This window comes from Nostoc sp. NOS(2021) (genome assembly GCF_017115025.1).
Classification (GTDB): Bacteria; Cyanobacteriota; Cyanobacteriia; order Cyanobacteriales; family Nostocaceae; genus Nostoc.
Genome location: NZ_JABXKM010000340.1, coordinates 56,392 through 74,758, shown reverse-complemented (window position 1 = coordinate 74,758; position 18,367 = coordinate 56,392). Strand labels below are relative to the sequence as shown.

The 18,367-nt window shown below is 42.5% G+C and carries 12 protein-coding genes; 8 read left to right on the top strand and 4 right to left on the bottom strand.

What is annotated here, in order from left to right:
- Positions 1–191: 191 nt before the first annotated feature.
- A complete protein-coding gene (locus HWQ41_RS33405) occupies positions 192–830 on the top strand; it encodes a 1-acyl-sn-glycerol-3-phosphate acyltransferase (RefSeq protein WP_292772437.1) in 639 nt (212 codons plus the stop codon).
- A gap of 214 nt (positions 831–1,044) precedes the next feature.
- Here HWQ41_RS33405 and HWQ41_RS33400 read toward each other — a convergent pair whose 3' ends face one another.
- Genes HWQ41_RS33400 through HWQ41_RS33390 form a run of 3 tightly spaced genes read right to left on the bottom strand, consistent with a single transcriptional unit; the run spans position 1,045 to position 6,667 of the window.
- Positions 1,045–3,720 (bottom strand): NHLP bacteriocin export ABC transporter permease/ATPase subunit, encoded by a 2,676-nt coding sequence (locus tag HWQ41_RS33400; protein WP_292772436.1) that lies wholly within the window; start codon positions 3,718–3,720, stop codon positions 1,045–1,047.
- On the bottom strand, positions 3,713–5,989 hold the full coding sequence (locus HWQ41_RS33395; protein ID WP_292772435.1) for an adenylate/guanylate cyclase domain-containing protein: 2,277 nt from the start codon (positions 5,987–5,989) through the stop codon (positions 3,713–3,715). The genes HWQ41_RS33400 and HWQ41_RS33395 overlap by 8 nt, the downstream gene beginning before the upstream one ends.
- A gap of 3 nt (positions 5,990–5,992) precedes the next feature.
- Positions 5,993–6,667, bottom strand: a complete 675-nt coding sequence (locus HWQ41_RS33390; protein WP_292772434.1) for a DUF928 domain-containing protein — start codon at positions 6,665–6,667, stop codon at positions 5,993–5,995.
- Positions 6,668–7,215: 548 nt separating this feature from the next.
- Here HWQ41_RS33390 and HWQ41_RS33385 point away from each other — a divergent pair.
- The 3 genes from HWQ41_RS33385 to HWQ41_RS33375 all read left to right on the top strand — a co-directional run bounded on the left by HWQ41_RS33385 (position 7,216) and on the right by HWQ41_RS33375 (position 12,077).
- Positions 7,216–8,256: a cyclic nucleotide-binding domain-containing protein gene (locus HWQ41_RS33385; RefSeq protein ID WP_292772432.1), complete on the top strand. Its 1,041-nt coding sequence runs from the start codon at positions 7,216–7,218 to the stop codon at positions 8,254–8,256.
- A 96-nt stretch (positions 8,257–8,352) separates the two neighbouring features.
- Entirely contained in the window at positions 8,353–9,795 is a 1,443-nt protein-coding gene (locus HWQ41_RS33380) for an NHLP bacteriocin system secretion protein (protein WP_292772430.1), read from the top strand.
- A gap of 116 nt (positions 9,796–9,911) precedes the next feature.
- Positions 9,912–12,077: an NHLP family bacteriocin export ABC transporter peptidase/permease/ATPase subunit gene (locus HWQ41_RS33375; protein WP_292772451.1), complete on the top strand. Its 2,166-nt coding sequence runs from the start codon at positions 9,912–9,914 to the stop codon at positions 12,075–12,077.
- On the opposite strand, the gene HWQ41_RS33370 is transcribed toward HWQ41_RS33375, so the two are convergent.
- Complete coding sequence (locus tag HWQ41_RS33370) at positions 12,057–13,064, bottom strand: cupin-like domain-containing protein (protein ID WP_292772427.1); 1,008 nt, start codon at positions 13,062–13,064, stop codon at positions 12,057–12,059. The genes HWQ41_RS33375 and HWQ41_RS33370 overlap by 21 nt on opposite strands.
- A 104-nt stretch (positions 13,065–13,168) precedes the next feature.
- Between HWQ41_RS33370 and HWQ41_RS33365 the strand changes: the two genes are divergently transcribed.
- From HWQ41_RS33365 to HWQ41_RS33350, 4 genes are all read left to right on the top strand, one after another.
- Positions 13,169–14,011, top strand: a complete 843-nt coding sequence (locus HWQ41_RS33365) for a thiopeptide-type bacteriocin biosynthesis protein (RefSeq protein ID WP_292772425.1) — start codon at positions 13,169–13,171, stop codon at positions 14,009–14,011.
- A gap of 506 nt (positions 14,012–14,517) precedes the next feature.
- Positions 14,518–14,880, top strand: a complete 363-nt coding sequence (locus tag HWQ41_RS33360) for a hypothetical protein (RefSeq protein ID WP_292772422.1) — start codon at positions 14,518–14,520, stop codon at positions 14,878–14,880.
- Positions 14,881–15,457: 577 nt separating this feature from the next.
- On the top strand, positions 15,458–16,642 hold the full coding sequence (locus HWQ41_RS33355) for a YcaO-like family protein (protein WP_292772420.1): 1,185 nt from the start codon (positions 15,458–15,460) through the stop codon (positions 16,640–16,642).
- Between the two features lie 8 nt (positions 16,643–16,650).
- A complete protein-coding gene (locus tag HWQ41_RS33350; protein ID WP_292772418.1) occupies positions 16,651–18,360 on the top strand; it encodes a TfuA-like protein in 1,710 nt (569 codons plus the stop codon).
- Positions 18,361–18,367 lie beyond the last annotated feature (7 nt).

Genomic DNA, 18,367 nt, shown 5'->3' with positions numbered 1-18,367 from the left:
CAAATTGGATATTTTTTTAATTGGAAGCCCCTAAAAGGATATTTTAAAAGGTAGGGAATGTAGTAAAAAAGCTCACTAAGCGTCACCTGAAATTGTCGAAATCACTACCTTGCGTTTCTACAGCTTTTTTGAGTTTGCTCTGGGCCTTGCGATCGCTTATGCTAAATTCAGTCTGATTTTAATTATCTTCTGTGGACAGAAACCGCGAACCGTTTATCAGTCTGGCACTTTACCACGCCTTTAAATGGTCGGTCGTCAGCCCCATGCTTCACGCTTACTTTCGGGGCCAGATTTATGGTACGGAAAATGTCCCCCAATCAGGGCCGTTGCTGGTAGTGAGTAATCACGCTAGTTACTTTGACCCGCCAATTGTCTCCAACTGTGTACGTCGTCCAGTGGCGTACATGGCTAAGGAAGAATTATTTAATATCCCCATTTTGGCGCAAGCGATTAAATTGTATGGTGCTTACCCGGTGAGTCGGGGAAATGCCGATCGCACTGCCATCCGTTCTGCCATAGAATATCTCAATAATGGTTGGGCTGTCGGTGTTTTCTTGCAAGGTACCCGCACCCCAGATGGTCGAATTACAGACCCCAAAAGAGGCGCATTGCTGCTGGCGGCGAAAGCAAAAGCCTCAATATTGCCGGTGAGTGTCTGGGGTACTGAGGCGATTTTACAAAAAGGATCGTCCCTACCTCGCGCAGTTCCCATCACTGTGAGAATTGGTAACTTGATTGATGCTCCCAGTTCCACTAATAAAGAGGAATTGGAAGCGTTGACACAAAAGTGCGCCACGGTCATTAACAAGATGCATGATTTAGGACGATGAGTTATATCATGTCCGAGCAATTAAGCATAATACCCGGAACCCCACCCCGCAAAAGTTGCGCTTGAGCTAACCTCCCCGCCGGCGGGGCTACGGTGTACACACATCTCTACACACTATACAAAACATCATAAGATCCCCCTAAATCCCCCGATAAATTGGGGGACTTTGAGAATTTTTTGCCCCCCTTTTTAAGGGGGGTTGGGGGGATCATCGCTTACGCCATTTGTCGTGCCATCAGATTAGCAAATAAGCCCTTTTGATTCACTAATTCTTCAAACTTACCTTGCTGGACAACTCGACCGGCTTCAATCACATAAATTCGGTCGGCGTTGCGGATAGTGCTGAGGCGATGGGCGATAATTATGCGCGTTACTCCTAACTGCTCTAAGCTGGTACTAACTATCGCTTGAGTACGATTATCTAAAGCACTGGTAGCTTCATCAAAAATTAGAATTCTCGGTTTTAATACTAAAGCACGAGCAATTAGTAGCCTTTGACGTTGCCCACCAGAGAGATTTGTACCCCCCTCCGAAATGACTGTGTGCATCTCCATTGGCATTGACTTAATATCATCGGCAAATCCAGCCATCCGTACTGCTTCCCAGGCTTCTTCCATTGTCACCAATGCACCACTAGAAATGTTTTCAAAAATTGAGGCGCTATTGATGCGACCATTTTGCAGCACTACACCAATCTGTCTACGCACTGCCGATATATCTAACCCTGATAAGTCCTGACCATCATAGTAAATCGTGCCATCTTTTGGCGTTTCAAATCCCAATAACAGCCTAATAATTGTTGATTTGCCACTACCAGAAGGCCCTACCAAAGCAATCAACTCTCCTGGTTCTGCCTGAATTGTCAGATCATCTAAATTGAGGGGGCCATCTTCGCGGTAGCGGAAAGTCACATGATCGACTTTTACTTTACCTGTTAACCGTCCTGGATCGCTTTTGCTCAGGTCGATTTCTGGTTGAGCCTGAAAGATGGGCTTCGCACGTTCCCAGAAAATGCTGATATCTAATATGCTGACTATGGTGTTACTCAGCTGAGTTGCCCCAGCGATAAATATGGCAAAGGCGGAATTAAATGCTAAAAATGTACCTGTAGATAATCCTATTCCACTTTGAGATGGGGCTTGTGTGATTAACGTAACTGCTAGCCAAAAGATAATTATCGAGCTGACAGTTGGCATAGCGGTGTTAAATATCGCTAAGACATCTTCAATTATCTCTGTACTCAGCTTGAGTTTTAGCTGGTGAGTATACTTTTTTGCCCAGTGAGCAAAAGCGCGGTCTTCTGCATTGGTGACTCGAAGTTTGGACACACCAGCAACCATCTGTACAGTAAAACCAAAAATTTCTCCCTCTATTTCTTCTAAAGAACGCAACTTTTGGCGGCTAAGTAAGCCTGAGATAGTAGTGAAGATGATTGCCAACAACGCTACTGCTACTACAACTAAAGCTAGACTGGAACTGTAGATAAACAATAGTCCCAAATTCAGTAGAGAGAAGAAGCTAGTAAAAATAGTGCGTAGTACTGTGTCGTTGAGTTTCTGGCGGATTTGAGTGATTGCGGAAACACGAGATTGTAAATCCCCAATTGAATATTCACGAAAGAAAGATACCCGCAGATTAAACAATCTATCCCATAAGGCTGCTTGGGAGTCTAAACTGGCTTTACTTTCTAATCTCAGACCGGCAAAACCTTGGGCGATTTGAAAAATTATCGTCCCAAAGCTGGCGGCTATCAGACCTAATCCGATTTGCACTAACAACCCTCTATCTGCATCGGGAATGACGGAATCGATGAGGATAGCAGTTGCTAAGGGGGTTAACATTCCCAACAATGAACCAACAACACCAGTGAGGAAGATAACAATCAGTTCTCGAATTTTCCCCTGAAAGGCAAACAGAAGTAAGCCGATCGCAGTTAGATTGTTTTCGGGTAGGGGACGATAAAATGCATAGGCAAAGGGAGCTAGTATGTTTGTTGTCTGATTGTTTACAGGTATGCGAACGTGATTCTCTGGGTCAAAGATTTCGTATTTTCCTACCCCTGCTGGTAGCAATGCAACAGGAAAATTATCTTGATTAGTATATGCTAATAGAGGCCCGCTATCTTTTTGCCACCATCGCTCATTGAGTAATACCCGTCGGATGCGAATTCGGGATGCACGGGCGATCGCTTCTAATGGTTCTTTAATCCGCTTCATGTCTTCAGAACGCACAGGTGGCAGAATCTTAATTCCTAATGCCCTTCCGACTGCACCTGCGGCAATCAGCAGGGGTGTACCTGACTGCATCAGTTCAGCTTGCTTGGGTTTGAGGACTGATGCTAACTCTCTTAAGGCACTAACTTTTACTTGAGAGTTAAGTTGTTGCCGTGCTTGGAATTGAGTCCATTTTGCTGCCAATTCTTCTTGTTCTATTTGAGTCAGAATTTCGCACAAATCACTGTGCAGTTCACTCAGAGTTACTTGGATCGTGTTCCAGGTGGTAAGCTTTTCAGTGTGGGAAAAAACTGGCAGAATCGAAGATCGCTCGCCTACACAACTTTGAATATTTTTCTCCCAAATCTGCACTAACTTAATAAAACTTTCTGCCTCGTCTTTCTCCTGACTTATCCATTGTTCACATTCTTGTGCAGATATTTGCAACAACACAGTATCTTCTATCGATACCGCCAAAATTTTATGGTTATTAGCCGATATCCCAAACAATGCCTCTCCCGCATTGACGCTGAATAGATAACGGCGAGTGCCCTCAATACCTTGCTCAATCAGAATAGCAAACACAGCGATCGCACCGGATTCAATTTGCCAAACTGTTAGGGGATTGTCTAATACTAGGGATTGATTATCTGTGAGCAGTAACTTGGAATCACTCATCTGGAGTTAGAGGTGCAATGGTTCTTTGGCGGAGGCGTAAGGCATTAAATTGCCCTTCCACTTCTAGTGGAATGTTGGTAAAACGAATATAAAAATTATCTGGTTCTGCCATTTTGTCTAAGACTTTAGCATAGATATCTTCACTAATTTCGGCATTATCGGGCAGAAATAAGTTCAGTTTCAGGTTAGTAAAGGGCTGTAAAACCAGATAATTTACTCTAGAGTCATAACATACTTGCGCCCCCTTAGCTGACAGCTTCACTAACTTTCCCTCAATCACAGTGTCACTCACATCTTTTCCATCCAAAACTGTATATTTTAAGGGAATTGCTTCTAGTAATTCCAAGAATACTTTATCTTCGTCTTCAGCAAGATATAAATTGTATTCTCCAGTAATTCCACCTACATCATAAATTTTTATGGGTTGCTTCACCCCTTTTGCTTGTACTTCTCTATGTTCAAGAATTTTGACAATGGAACCAGTCTCATTAATAGTTGATTGCGAAGCAAAAATTTGTCCCCCGACTGTATACGATTCAATGCGATAGGTTAAATTAACTTGATTACCGATAATTCCATATTTAGTCCGTTTTTCCGAACCAATATTACCGACCACGACTTCTGCTGTATTAATGCCAATACCCATTTCCAGCTTTGGGAATCCCATTTGCTGGATTTTTTTGTTCACTGGTTCCATTGCTAGTTGCATTGCCACAGCACAAGCGATCGCTCTTGTAGCATCATCTTTTCTAGTGATGGGAGCGCCGAACAAAACTAAAATTCCATCACCCATAAATTCATCAATCGTGCCTTGATACTGAGTAATAATATCTGCCATATATCCTAAATAAAGGTTAATTATTTTAATTACTTCTTCAGCAGATAATCTCTCAGACATAGCTGTAAAACCTCTTAAATCAGAAGTGAGAATAGTAATTTTTTTGCGTTCACCGCCAAGTTTTAAACCTTCAGGATTTTCTAATAAATTAGCGACGACTTCATCGGTGAGATAACGACCAAAGGTTTTACGAATTTCTCCCGCAGTCCTCGCAATATAGGCAGTAACAACAATTCCCGAAGCCATTAATGTAATTAATGGTGGGACAACAGGAATCCACCAACCTGCTAGAAAGGCTAGATAACTACTACCCACAAGACAGCATCCAGCTAGCAAAATGCTAATCAAAGGTAATAATGATTTTCTTTTAGAAGTGCCGCTATATCTTTGTTGCCATCTTAATATTGCACCAATCAGTGACCAAAGAAAAATCCACAACCATTCCTGTAATTTAGTCCATGTTCTGATTAACGGGCGGTAATCTAAAGTAGCGCTTAAAATTTGACTGATGGCATTAGCGTGAATAGTTACACCAGCCATTCGTTTAGGTGCTGTTAATATAGTACTGCTGTATGGTGTATAAAATAGGTCTTTGAGACTTTCTGCTGTGGGGCCAATCAACACAATGCGCCCTTTTACTAAGTCCTTAGATATCCGATTATTTAACACATCCATAATAGATATGTGCTGAAATTTTTCTTTAGAGCTACGATAATTTATTAGTACTTGATAACCTTGGTCTTCAGCCCGGATATAACCACCATCATTACCTTGAAATAATGGGTAAATAACATTACCTGTTTTTACCAAATAATCTTTTGTTTGTCCTACATCAATTTGGCGATCGCTCAAATAAAGATAGGCAAGTTTAAAAGCAAAACTAAACACATTTTCGCCATTTTTATCTGCCAAATACATCAAACTGCGGCGAACTTTCCCATCCCCATCTAAGGGAAAATCATTTGCACCCACTTGACCAAGTTTTTTCAGGGCTGGTGGTGGTGCTACCGCCGAACTATCTTCACTCTCAGCTACTTTTTGTACACCAACTAAATTTGGTGTAGACTCAAACACCTTAACTAACGATTGATGTCCAAAACCTACTGGTAAATCTCGATATAAATCCAAACCAATAGCACTGGGTTTTTGTTGTTTTAAATTCTCTAAAACTTTTGCCAGCAAGCTGTCAGGCAGAGGCCAATAACCGCGCTTACCAAGTTTTTGCACATCAGATTCATTAATTTCTACAATGACAATCCGCGTATCAATAGGTTCTGGAGAACGTAACAGAAACATTTGATCCAGCGCTGCCAATTCCAACATCTGCAATAATCCACTCAAGCGCAGGATAAACACTAATGCTCCCGCACTGGGAGCAGCAATGAAGATACCGCGATATTGCCAAAGTTGTTGCTTGATATGACTCCACATAAATTAGTTAGTTTTGGCATTCCAGCTATTTACTAGAGGTTTGGAAACTAAATTGTTTAAACCCACTGATTCTAATAATGCTTTCCAGTTAGCCATGACTGTGCGATCGCCCGGATCAGTAAGACGTTGCTGTACTAATGTATCTAGCACTTCATACCAAATCCCAGATGTAGCATACACTTGGGAAAGCTGCTTGGGATTTGTTCTGGCTAGCTGCTTTGATAAATCAGTAGTAGGTTGAATTCGTTCTACCCAACCATCGACAGTGATTCCCTCTCCTACTTCCTCTGAACCGCAAGCGATTGACATATACCAGTGATAGTTTTTACCTACTTGCAGGCTTGGCGCTTTTGTTGGGAGAGTAAAACCAATAATTCCTAATTGTTTAGGAAGTTTAAAAGTCGTCTCGTAGACTATATCCTCACCATCTAGAAGTGAAAAGTGAGCAGTTTCTTCTGGTATCTGCGGTACAAACCAGTAAAATGTTGGACGTTCTGCAAGGGTTAAACCTGATTTATTTAGAGGCATTAAGGCAGTTAAAGTTTCTTTACCCTCTAAATAGCAGGAACCGCCACGAGTCGCCCCACCAGCCGTAGTTTGTGGTGCTTTTCGATTTGGTGGGATAAACTTCTGACTAATTTGCCAACTCTGTAATCTCTGCAATTTAAGTGCCATCATTGATTCCGCTCTCACCATTCTGGGCAAACTAGAGATGATCAATACCAGAGAGATCGGAAATGCTGTAAAGTTTACAAATTTTTGTATCCAATTCATATTAAGTTCTATTAATTTTTAATCATCTAACCAAATATTTGTGACAGCACGAAAAGGTGATATTTAGTTAAATTAATTACCAATGATATAATCTATATTAACTTTTGTCTAAAAAGCTTTGTTAAAGATTTTGCCAAAAATAATGAAGTAGGTAGAACTTAGCACAGCATTTCATTAATTCGTAGCGAATAAACCGAAACAAGCTTCGCGCTCCTACCCCTGCGGGAAGGCAAAGCGCCTATGTGTTTCAATTTCAACCCTCAATTGGCCACGAATTTACGAAATTGTCTACTTAGTATGAGCGAGAAGCTAGTTGTGGTAATTCTAGCTTCTCATTGACTTTTTACTACTTATGTCAGCCAGCCAGGTTGAAAACTTCCAGAAAACTAACAAAAAGCTGTGTTTTGCTGCAACAAATGATTTAATTCCACTTCTAATCAAGTTTAAATCCTATGCTTAAACAAATGCTGGTTAATACTCCTAATTTTGCTGCCTTTAGGGAAAGTGATATTGATTGGATGCTCAGTGTAGGCAGATGTACAGAGCATCATCCTAATCAAGTTCTCATTCAAGAAGGTGAAGAGATTATTGATACAGTAGAAATTTTGTTAGAGGGAGCATTAAGCATTTGTGTCTCTCCCACAGGCAATGTCAAAGACGCACAAGAAATCGATCGTGTATCGCCAGGGGAAATTGTAGAAACTTTATCTTTTATAGATAATCGTCCCCCATCTACTACTTTTATAGCTCTGGAATCCTCACGGGTATTAGCATTGCCAAGACAATTATTGCTCAAAAAACTGGAGCAAGATACAGAATTTGCCGCGTATTTTTATCAAATAATGGCTGTTTTCCTGTCACAGCAGTTGCGGAGACTCACTGATTTTCTTACCAAGAACAAAGTAGTTCCAGGAGAATCACTGCGAAAGGTTTTGTTTGTATTTGCTATTTTGGACGATGGCGATATTGATTGGATGATTTCCCAAGGAGTAAGAACTAAAGTTAATCCAGGTAAAGTACTAATTGAAGAAGGAAAACCTGTTGAGGCATTATATATATTGTTAGATGGAAAGTTAGGGATTTTTGTTACTAGCCCACAGAATCAAGTTGCCGAAAAAGAAATTGCTCAATCCGTCAAAGGCGAAATTTTAGGGGAAATGTCCTTTGTAGAAGCAACAACTGCCTCTGCCACAGTCAAGGCGCTAGAATCTTCTGTATTACTAGCTTTACCACAACAGAAACTAGCTCAAAAATTAAAGCAAAATACAGGATTTACAGCCCGTTTTTATCGAGCGATCGCTGTGGTTTTAGTAGATCGAATTCGCGATCGCCTGTTCCGCCGTGGATTTGGGAAATTGGCTTACCAACTAGACCAACTTTTAGCAGAAGATATCGAAGTTGAAGATGAACTCAACTTCGATACATTAGACAACACCGCCCTAGCAGGTGCTAGATTTGACTGGATGATTAAACGTCTGAATCGGGAATCTTAAAGAAGGCAGGAGAAGAGGATGCAAAAACGCAAAGAGGAGAAAACGCAGTGAAAGAACTTTCTGTGCCCCCCAATCCCCAATCTCTCCCTCAAGTGAATGGCTGAAAATCAAGATAGTATATTTCGCAAGGAATCACTGGAGCGTTTATCTTCTCCAGAAAGATTGGATCAGTTAATGCAGATAGTCAATCCCGTAGATTGGCTACCTTTGGCGACGCTGGGTAGTTTTGTGTTATTGGGGTTAATTTGGAGTATTTTTGGACGTATTCCCGTCACAGTCACAGGAAAGGGAATACTTATTCAACCCAATCAAGTTGTAACTTTTGAGTCGCCAATCTCAGGACAGTTAAAAAGTCTGAATGTTAAAACAGGACAATGTATAGCTCAAGGATATGTCATAGCAACGATTGATCCGATGGATCTCAAACAGCAATTGCAGTTGCAACGCTCAAAACTGGGGCAATTACAAACACAAGAACAAAATTCATCCTTGCTTCAGCGACAACGTACCGCTAAAGAAAAAGAGGCGAACGCTTCTGCTAGAGCTAGTTATATTCAACGTTTGCGGGATACTCAAACTCTCACGCCTGCGTTTTATGAAAAAGGCTTAAATGCCATTCGTGAACAGCGCATTAGTTTGCAGCAACGGCACAATGATGCTGTAACTGTCGTACCTATACTGAAAGATAGATTGGAAAAGCGCCAGCAACTCGTAGATGCGGGAGCCATTGCCAAAGATACATATTTACAAGCAGAGCAAGAATATCAACAGGCAATGCAAAGCGTATCTGATATCAAAGTGCAGCTCAAGCAATTAGATGTACAAGAAACAGAAGCCCAGCAGAGATACTTACAAAATTTGAGTTCTGTAGGCGAACTGCAAGCGCAGTTAAAAGACTTAGAGACTAAGATCCAACGCATTGATCAAGAAAACGTAGAAACTCTTAATACCAAAATTAATCAGATTCAAGAAGTTAATCGAGCGATCGCTCAACTAGAAAAACAAATATTAGATAATAGTCAAATTATTAGCCCTAGTAGCGGCTGTGTATTAGAAGTAACTAGTTTCCTGGGACAAGTTACTAGTCCGAAAACTCCGCTTGTCACCTTAAGTGTCGGTGACAAAAAGACTTCACTAATTGCCGTCTCCTACTTTCATGTCGAAGATGGCAAACAAATTCAACCAGGAATGCTCGTGCAAATCACCCCCACTTCTGTGAAAAGAGAACGCTTTGGCGGTATTGTCGGCAAAGTTACCTCTGTTTCCCCCTTACCTGTGACTAAAGAAGGTGCAAAGTCTGTGATTGGCAACCCCGATCTAGTAACAAACATCTTGCTAACTGGTGGCGGAGACATAGAAGTGCGAACAGAAATGGAACTAGCTCCATCCAACTTTAGCGGTTATCGCTGGTCTTCTTCCCAAGGGCCAAAATTAAACATTTCTGCTGGAACAACTACCAGTGTTCGGGTTAAAGTAACAGAGCAAGCACCAATTACTTATGTCTTGCCTATTCTCAGAGAATTTACTGGCATTAACTAAAGTTTTAGGGGAATGGTCTTGTGCAATTAATTCAGCAGTTAGTATCCTTAATTCAAAACCTTAATCCCTTACGCCAAAAAGTCCCATTATTAGATTTAGAAACGGCACAAAATCACATCCCTTCTCGCGTCAAAACTCCCACTCTATTGCAAATGGAAGCAGTGGAGTGTGGAGCAGCAGCTTTCGGAATTATTTTGGCCTACCATCGTAAAATTGTGCCTTTAGCAGAACTGCGGCAAAATTGCGGTGTTTCCCGTGATGGTAGTAAAGCCTCTAACATGATCAAAGCTGCGAGAAACTACGGAATGCAAGCCAAGGGTTTTAAAAAGCAATTGGTGCAATTACAACAACTTCGTTCGCCATACATTGTCTTTTGGAATTTTAATCATTTCCTAGTAGTAGAGGGATTTAAAAAAGATTGGGTTTATCTCAATGACCCAGCTACCGGGCCGAGGCGAGTCTCCTTTAAAGAATTTGATGAAGCCTATACAGGGGTTGTCCTAATCATGGAACCAGGCCCAGAATTCCAACGCGGGGGTCGCAAACCTAGCTTAATAGGCGCACTCTTTGACCGCTTGCGGGGTTCTTGGGGAGCCATCCTCTATTGTTTCTTAGCAGGATTTTTTCTCGTCATTCCAGGGTTAGTTTTACCAGTCTTTAATCAAATTTTTGTTGATAATATTTTGGTAGAAAATCGCACAGACTGGTTGCGCCCATTGATTTTGGGAATGACAATTACAGTCATTATTCAGGTGTTACTGACATTCCTACAAAGACGGTTACTGAGAAAACTAAATATCAAATTATCGGTGGAAATGTCCGGGCAATTCATCCAGCATATTCTTCGCTTGCCAGTGGCGTTTTATGCCCAAAGATTTGCCGGCGAAATTAGCAGTCGAATCAATATCAATACTAAAGTTGCTCAAGTGCTATCGGGACAGTTAGCCAGGACTGTAATTGATACCGTCATGGTGGTATTTTATGCCTTAGTGATGTTTGCTTATGATGGAGTGCTGACTGCGATCGGTATCTGTTTTGCTGCGATTAATATCTTGACTTTGCAGTGGATTTCCCGCCAGCGCACAGATATTTATATGCGAATCATCCAAGATCGGGGCAAGGTTGCAGGTACAGAAATTGCTGCCCTTCAGAGTATGGAAACCCTCAAAGCATCAGCCTTGGAATCTGATTACTTCTCCCGTTGGTCAGGTTACTATACAAAATTTATCAACGGTCAGCAAGAGTTAGGTGTTACTAATCAAGTACTAGGCGTTGTACCTGTTTTCTTAACTAGTTTAAGCTCCCTATCAGTTTTAGTTATTGGTGGTCTACGAGTCATGGATGGGCATCTCAGCATTGGGATGTTGATTGCTTTCCAAAGTTTAATGACTAGCTTTTTGACTCCAGTCAACTCTCTAGTCAATTTCGGCAGTACCTTACAGGAACTAGAAGGAGACTTAAATCGCCTGGATGATGTGTTGCAAAACTCAACCGATTCAGAATTGGATAGTCATAATTTACATACCTCACAGTCTGCTTCAGCCTGCGAACTTAAGGGATATGTAGAATTAAAAAATGTCACATTTGGCTACTCACGCACAGATGGGCCTCTAATTCAAGACCTGAGTTTTCAACTGAAACCAGGACAGCGGGTAGCCCTAGTTGGTAGTAGTGGTTCTGGTAAATCAACAGTTGCCAAATTGGTAGCGGGGCTGTATCAACCTTGGTCGGGAGAAATTCTCTTTGATGGTATCCCCAGAGAGCAAATTACTAGGGCAATACTTTCTAATTCCTTGGCAATGGTAGAACAGGAAATTTTTCTGTTCGCCGGCACTGTCCGAGATAACTTGACCTTATGGGATGATACAGTATCTAATTCTCAATTAGTCCGAGCTTGCAAAGATGCTGTTATTCATGATGTGATTTTAGCTTTACCTAAAGGGTATGAAGGTAATTTACTTGAGGGTGCTGCTAATTTCAGTGGAGGACAGCGCCAGCGTTTAGAAATTGCCCGTGCATTAGTCAACGATCCAACAATTCTGATCATGGACGAAGCAACCAGTGCCTTAGATGCAGAGACGGAAAAAATTATTGACCGAAATCTGCGCTATCGAGGCTGTTCTTGCATTATTGTGGCTCACCGTCTCAGTACCATCCGCGACTGTGATGAAATTATTGTTCTAGAAAAGGGTAAAGTAGTGCAACGCGGTACCCACAAAGAAATGTCGCAGCTTGATGGTTCCTATGCACGGTTGATTCGGTCAGAACAGGCAAGTGTTTAGCATCGCTTCACGTCTTCTCAACTCTCGAATATTCTTGATCGGCTCAAGACCAAGATATTGCCCCCGAATTCTTAGGGAAAGGTAGTTCAAAGTGTCCCTGCGATCGCTTTCACTCCCCGATAATGAATCGCTTACAGCCTCTAGTTTATTTAACCATTCTAGATGATGTGATTGTGCTTCTGTCTCATCTTGCAGCAACAGCGACAAGGACTGAACATCAACCGAAGGGGCTGGAAAAAGTTTAGCCAATCGCCGATTATAAGCGTTGCGTCCCAAACGATAAGCAATTGACATGGCCGGTTCCAAGTACTCAATGTAGTGCCAGATCATCATGGGCATGAAAATAGTTTCACCAGGATAAAGTACCGCATCATAAGCGTTGGTATATCGGAGAAAATCCGTTTTCTCAGCTTCTAAGAGATTTTCCAGGAAGATGCCACTGGTACGGCAGAGATTAGGCTGATCGATCGCATCTAGCTTTTGAGTTTCACGCGGATGAATCAATACAAATCGCTTTGTGCCAAAAACTTGAAACAACAAAACATTACGTTGATCGGCATCATAGTGCAAATGAGCATAATTATTGCTGGCAGCGACAAACATATTCGAGTATAGGTCGCTCTGATCATTTAAATGTTGGTATGAATTCAGGGGCAATAACTGAAGTAGCTTTTGGGGCGTAGGATACTCAACACAGATATCAAGACTTGTGGGTTGTGCTTGTAGGAAGTCAAGATATGCACCTAAATTGATCATTCGGGGAACATCAGCTGATGTCGAATTTAGCAGATGAGCGATGTAATTTGGACAGATTTGAACTGGGATGTCAGTCAGCCCTGTTTTTACCTTTTCAAGGGTATCCATCGGACGCAGTGATGAATTTTCAAAGAGATTGGTGATGATCGCTGGACGCTGGGGCAGAATATACTCTCGGTAAAACACATCTGCTGGAGGTGCTTCGATACGGTCGATGTTGTCGAGAACCACGTTTTTTTATTGCTAACATGCCGTAATGCTGCTTGAAGCCAGCTTCTATTGTCAACCTTTCTTTTCTTGATTTAACATCATTGAACTGTGGTAAAAGACATTTCATGACCGACGAATCAACTTCAACTACACAATCTAGTAGTCAGGACTGGGAAAACGGCGATTGGGTGCAACTTAATGTGGGACTCGTCAGGCATCAGGGTAATGCACTATCAAGTGCGCGTGCCCTCTTTGCCCGCCTCGAACCGTTGGTTACTCACTGGCGGAGTAATGAGTTGTTGCGCTGTTTCTTCTTTATGAGAAAGCCGCCAGATGTCCGGGTGCGCTTTTTTACAACAGTGGATCGGCAACAAGCGATCGCAGATATTTCCGATCTCATGTATGCTCTTGAGCGTGAGAATTTGATTAATTTATTTTTCTTTAGTGACTATGAGCCTGAAACTGAACGATTTGGGGGGCTGCAAGCCATGAAGTCGGTTCATCAGCACTTCGACGCAGACACTTCAATATGGCTCATGCTTGACCATCTTGAACAACATAACCTTGATGTTGTCTCCAAAGACTTACTTCTGCCAACTGTGTTGCACGATCTCTTTACCCGCACTCTGTCAGATCGGGTATCTATTCTCGCAACCTGGCACAGTTTAGCGGCTTTGATTCCCACACCTCCTGAAGCCACAATTCCAACAGTTGAACTACTTTCTCTCGAAACTTTGGATGAATCTCTAGAAGCAGATATATTGCAAAAATATGCAACAGCTAACGACATGCTTGCAAAGGAATTAGTTAATCTCCAGCATCTTGGTCAATTGACTCAGGATTTGGTTGACATACTGGCCGCAGTCGCAATGTTCAATTTTCACCGCCACGGGTTTGATTCGCATCGTTCAGGAAGGCTAATTGAAGCTATAATCCGAACCCTTGAGGGAAAGAATGCAAGAAGATGAAATTCCTACAGTCTTGCTATATATAGCAACGGACAAGGAGGTTAGGACATTAACTGATGATAAAACCTATATACAAACAGACTTTCAACCCAGTCCCCAGTCCCCAGTCCCTTGCTATAAAAGCTTGATTTTCTCTTAGTCCACGGAGGTGGACTTTGTTTGTGTAGCCGCGAATTCTATTCGCCCTGGCTCTAAGTTGACACCAATGACAACTGTGCGCCCAAAGCGCGTATTGCATCTTACCCGGACATGATATAACTCCAATGTGAATTTTTGTATTCTAATATACAAAAATAATGTTGTATTAGTTACAAAATGTCACCAAAACGATCTGGACATTAGAGCATACTTCAAGCAAGTATTGTATTGAACAATACTAAAACTTAGGTGATTGATCTGATGCCTAGCGATTCGGGAACAATACTTTTGAGGTTAATCACCTGGCTTCAGATTTAGTTACCTATTCAAGGTAAAGACTAAGTATCTTATCTTAAGGAGAGTTCAAAATGTCTCAGCAAAGTTTTGTCGAATACTATGAAAATTTTTTAGGCCAACCAGCCAATTCGCCGCTGCGTGAAGCGTTGGATGCTACTGAAGCAGGTGAGTTTGCAAGAATCGCTGTTGAACAAGGCCAGACAAACGGTTTTGATTTTAACACTGATGACGTGAAAGCCGTGATGGTTTCTGCTGAAAGAAAGGTTCTAGGTTTGTCAACTGCTTCTCCATCTGTGAATATCCGGTCTATTGATAGCGTTAACGGTATTAAAGCAAGACCAGCTAACCGAGAATTGTCAGAAAATGAGTTAGAAAGTGTAGCTGGTGGAATGGCTTCATCCGTAGTTAAAGAGACAGTCATGTGTTGCTGGTAGCCTTGATTTCAGGCTTGCGTGCAGTGTCAGTACGAATGAACGTCGTGACTGAAGGGAAGGCGTTGCTAAATTGCGACGCTAACCTTTTTCTGTATTTTGATATCGCAATTTTCAAAGGCGCTAAGGGACTTCCAAATAAAAAAATACTCAACTATTTCTTGTGGGGTGGGCGACACGAGAGCCGGTATACAAGGGCGGGCAAGATGCCATTGGTGTCAACTTCAGGTGAAAGCCAGTCTAGAACAAGCTTTTAAAGATTGTCTCGTTTGTCTCGTTAAGAGTCTCCGACTGGGAATGCCTAATGCGAGGCTCCGCCTCAAGACTTGCGGCAGAGCCGCGATGAGGTGCATTTCCAGCCAGAGGCTGGAAACGAGGTTTTAAAAGGGTTTTGGCTTAACTTGACACCAATGGCTTTTCGGCCCACCCCACAAGTAGTGGTAATTTATTTGTTGGAAGTCCCTAATTAATAACGTAATGTGTCGTGTGCTTAATACAACACATTAAGAAACACTTAAGTGCGTTAAAGAGCGAGTATTTATTATTACTCGCAGCAATAGTTAGGGAAAGAAACAAGCGAATGTGGCAAAATCTGAATGCTCCTAAGCTGAATCTTAATGGCACGTTTCGGACAGAAGAACCCAATTCTACTTGGGAGAAACTACAAGGACTTCTGAGTGCTTTTGGCATCACGCGTGTTGCAGACATTACTGGTCTTGACTGCATTGGTATTCCTGTTGCTCAAGCGATTCGTCCTAACGGAAAAGCCTTTTCTGGTTCTCAAGGCAAGGGAATTTCACTTTTGCTGGCGATGATCTCGGCAGCGATGGAATCTGTGGAGTCTTATCATGCAGAAAACCTCCCACAGCCAGAGATGGTTGCCTCTTATGAGGAAGTCTGCCGACATCACCAGGCAATTGATCCTAGCGTTTTAGAGCCAGGTAAGCGATCGCAGTCCTATTATCCTGCTAGAGTGCTAGATTGGATTTGTGGAACCGATCTATTTACGGGTGAACCTGTTTACGTACCACAGGCGTATCTTGATTTAGACACCACAACAGAAAAATGTGATACTTATCTGTTCAGCACTTCTAGTAATGGACTAGCATCAGGAAACCATTTACTAGAAGCGATCGCTCATGGATTGTTTGAAGTCATTGAGCGGGAAGCTGAGTGGCGTTGGTGGCGCTTTCCTCTGGAAGAACGGATTAACTGCTTGGTTGATAGTCAAACCATCCAGTCTCCGCTTTTGCAATCTTTACTCTATCAAGTGAGACTTGCCGGGGCGACAGCCGTGATTACTGACTTAAGCTCAACTATCGGGATACCTACCTATAAATGCTTGATTAGTGATCAGGAAAACTGGCATGGACGACCGACAGCAGCCGGGTGGGGATGCCACAGTTCCAAAGAAATTGCCCTAGCACGGGCGATCACTGAAGCGGCTCAGTCACGAGTAACGGTTATTGCGGGTAGTCGGGATGACATTCATCCAGATAGTTATGCCCTTGGACGTATCAGGATGCCAGGTAGCCCAGCGATGAAGTCTAGCAGCAAAAGACCGATCGCTACCCTGATTGATTTTGAAACTCAGCCTGAACTAGCCTTTACCCCAACGTTTGCAGAAGAAATTCAACAAATTCTCAGTTGTCTGAGTACTCAGGGATTTAAGCAAGCTGTCTTTGTCAATCATACGCGACCGGAGTATGGTATTCCAGTGGTGCATGTGATTATACCGGGTATGCATCTCCCTTCCTCTTTGTAAAATTCAACATGCACTCGAATTCTTTGGAACCTAGTCAAATTATCGTCTTTCTTGGCCCCACCCTAGCCGTTACCCAAGCCAGTCAAATTTTACCGGCCCGTTACCTTGCTCCTGTCCGTTGTGGTGATATTCTTGCCTGTCTGCGGTTACAGCCGCGTGTAATTGCCATTATTGACGGTTTTTTTGACCGCAGCGCTTCAGTTTGGCATAAGGAGATTCTCTGGGCATTAGAAGCAGGAGTGCGGGTATTTGGGGCAAGTAGCATGGGTGCGCTCCGAGCCGCTGAACTGGAAGCCTTTGGCATGGAGGGATTTGGAGCTATTTTTGCAGCCTACCAAGAAAAACGGTACATCGGGGATGATGAAGTGGCAATTTTACATAGCAATCCTCAGTTCCAATACCAACCCTTAACCGATGCCTTAGTAAACATCCGCGCTACAGTTCAGCTGGCGGTAGACAAAAATATTATTGATCCGGCGATCGCTAATTTAATTATCAGTTGTGCCAAACGGCAGTTCTTCAGTCAACGACATTTGAGCCAAGCAGTGGCTGATGCCGAGGTGCAGGGGGGCGATCGCCAGATTTTAGCCCAGTTTTGGGAATTTGTGCAAAATGGCGGGTATGTGGATCAGAAACAGTCAGATGCCATTGAACTGCTGAAACATCTGGCCGCTATGGTTGGAGAAAGTGGTGGTACTGCTGCCAATAAGCAGGTAAACTTTCAACTCAACAAGTCCATTTTCATAGAAGAACTTCAGGCTAGAGTTGCTATCCGTCCAATACGGACAGCATATTCCTGGTTGCCTCTGACTGAAAAAGTATCCCAAGAAGCCCGATTTCTAGGCAGGGTTTACATTCAATTGCGTAATCTCGCTGGGCTAATTCGTTGGTGTGATGCTGTAGCCCAACACCAAAATCTGCAACCCTCGGCTGCTGATTTAACTGACGTTTACAGTTCTCAAATATTGGGTTCGAGTTCTGATGTTAATGAACTAGAGTTAGATGTGGATGCATCAGCAATACCAGTCTTAGTTGAACGTTTGGGTCGTATTCAGGCATTGCTCAAACTTCATAGTGCATACGATACCTTTGCCAAAAAGGTTGAGCAATTGCATCAATTTATCTTGATGATTGTTGGTAAGAATATCTCCTCAGATCAGGAAGAGACAACTAACGCAGATACAGATATTGTTACTGCATTAGCGAGTTGTGAATGTAGATTGTATCGTCAGGTTGCCATCCTCTGGGCTTTAGCCGAACAGACAAACAGCCAATCGGAAGCGAGTTTGAGGATTAGCATTACTCAAAAAATTACGCAACATTTTTTCCAAGAAAGGGGAGTTACTAACGAGGCTGAATTTCCGGCTTGGCTATCCAGCAATTCCCTCACTCAAGGTGAATTTTCTCAGATGATGGAAGCGATCGCGCGGCTAGAGGGATTTGTCAATGTACCCCGATGGTGGGGGCGAGGTATGAGCAACTATTTCTCAGTGAGTGAGTGCTTTCTTGCCGATGCCTTAAGGCTGTCTGGATTTTATCCAATTTTAAGCAAAAGAGTTCAGTTATCTGAACAAACACAAAGCTATTCTTGGGAAGCTGATCTGAGAAACTGGCGTCAGGTAAATGCCTTTCCGCAGGCATGTAACATTACCCAAGTGGCTTTTTGGCTAGATTTTAGCGAACCAGAAGAATTTGTGAAAGAACTAAGTATAAGGTAAAAGACAG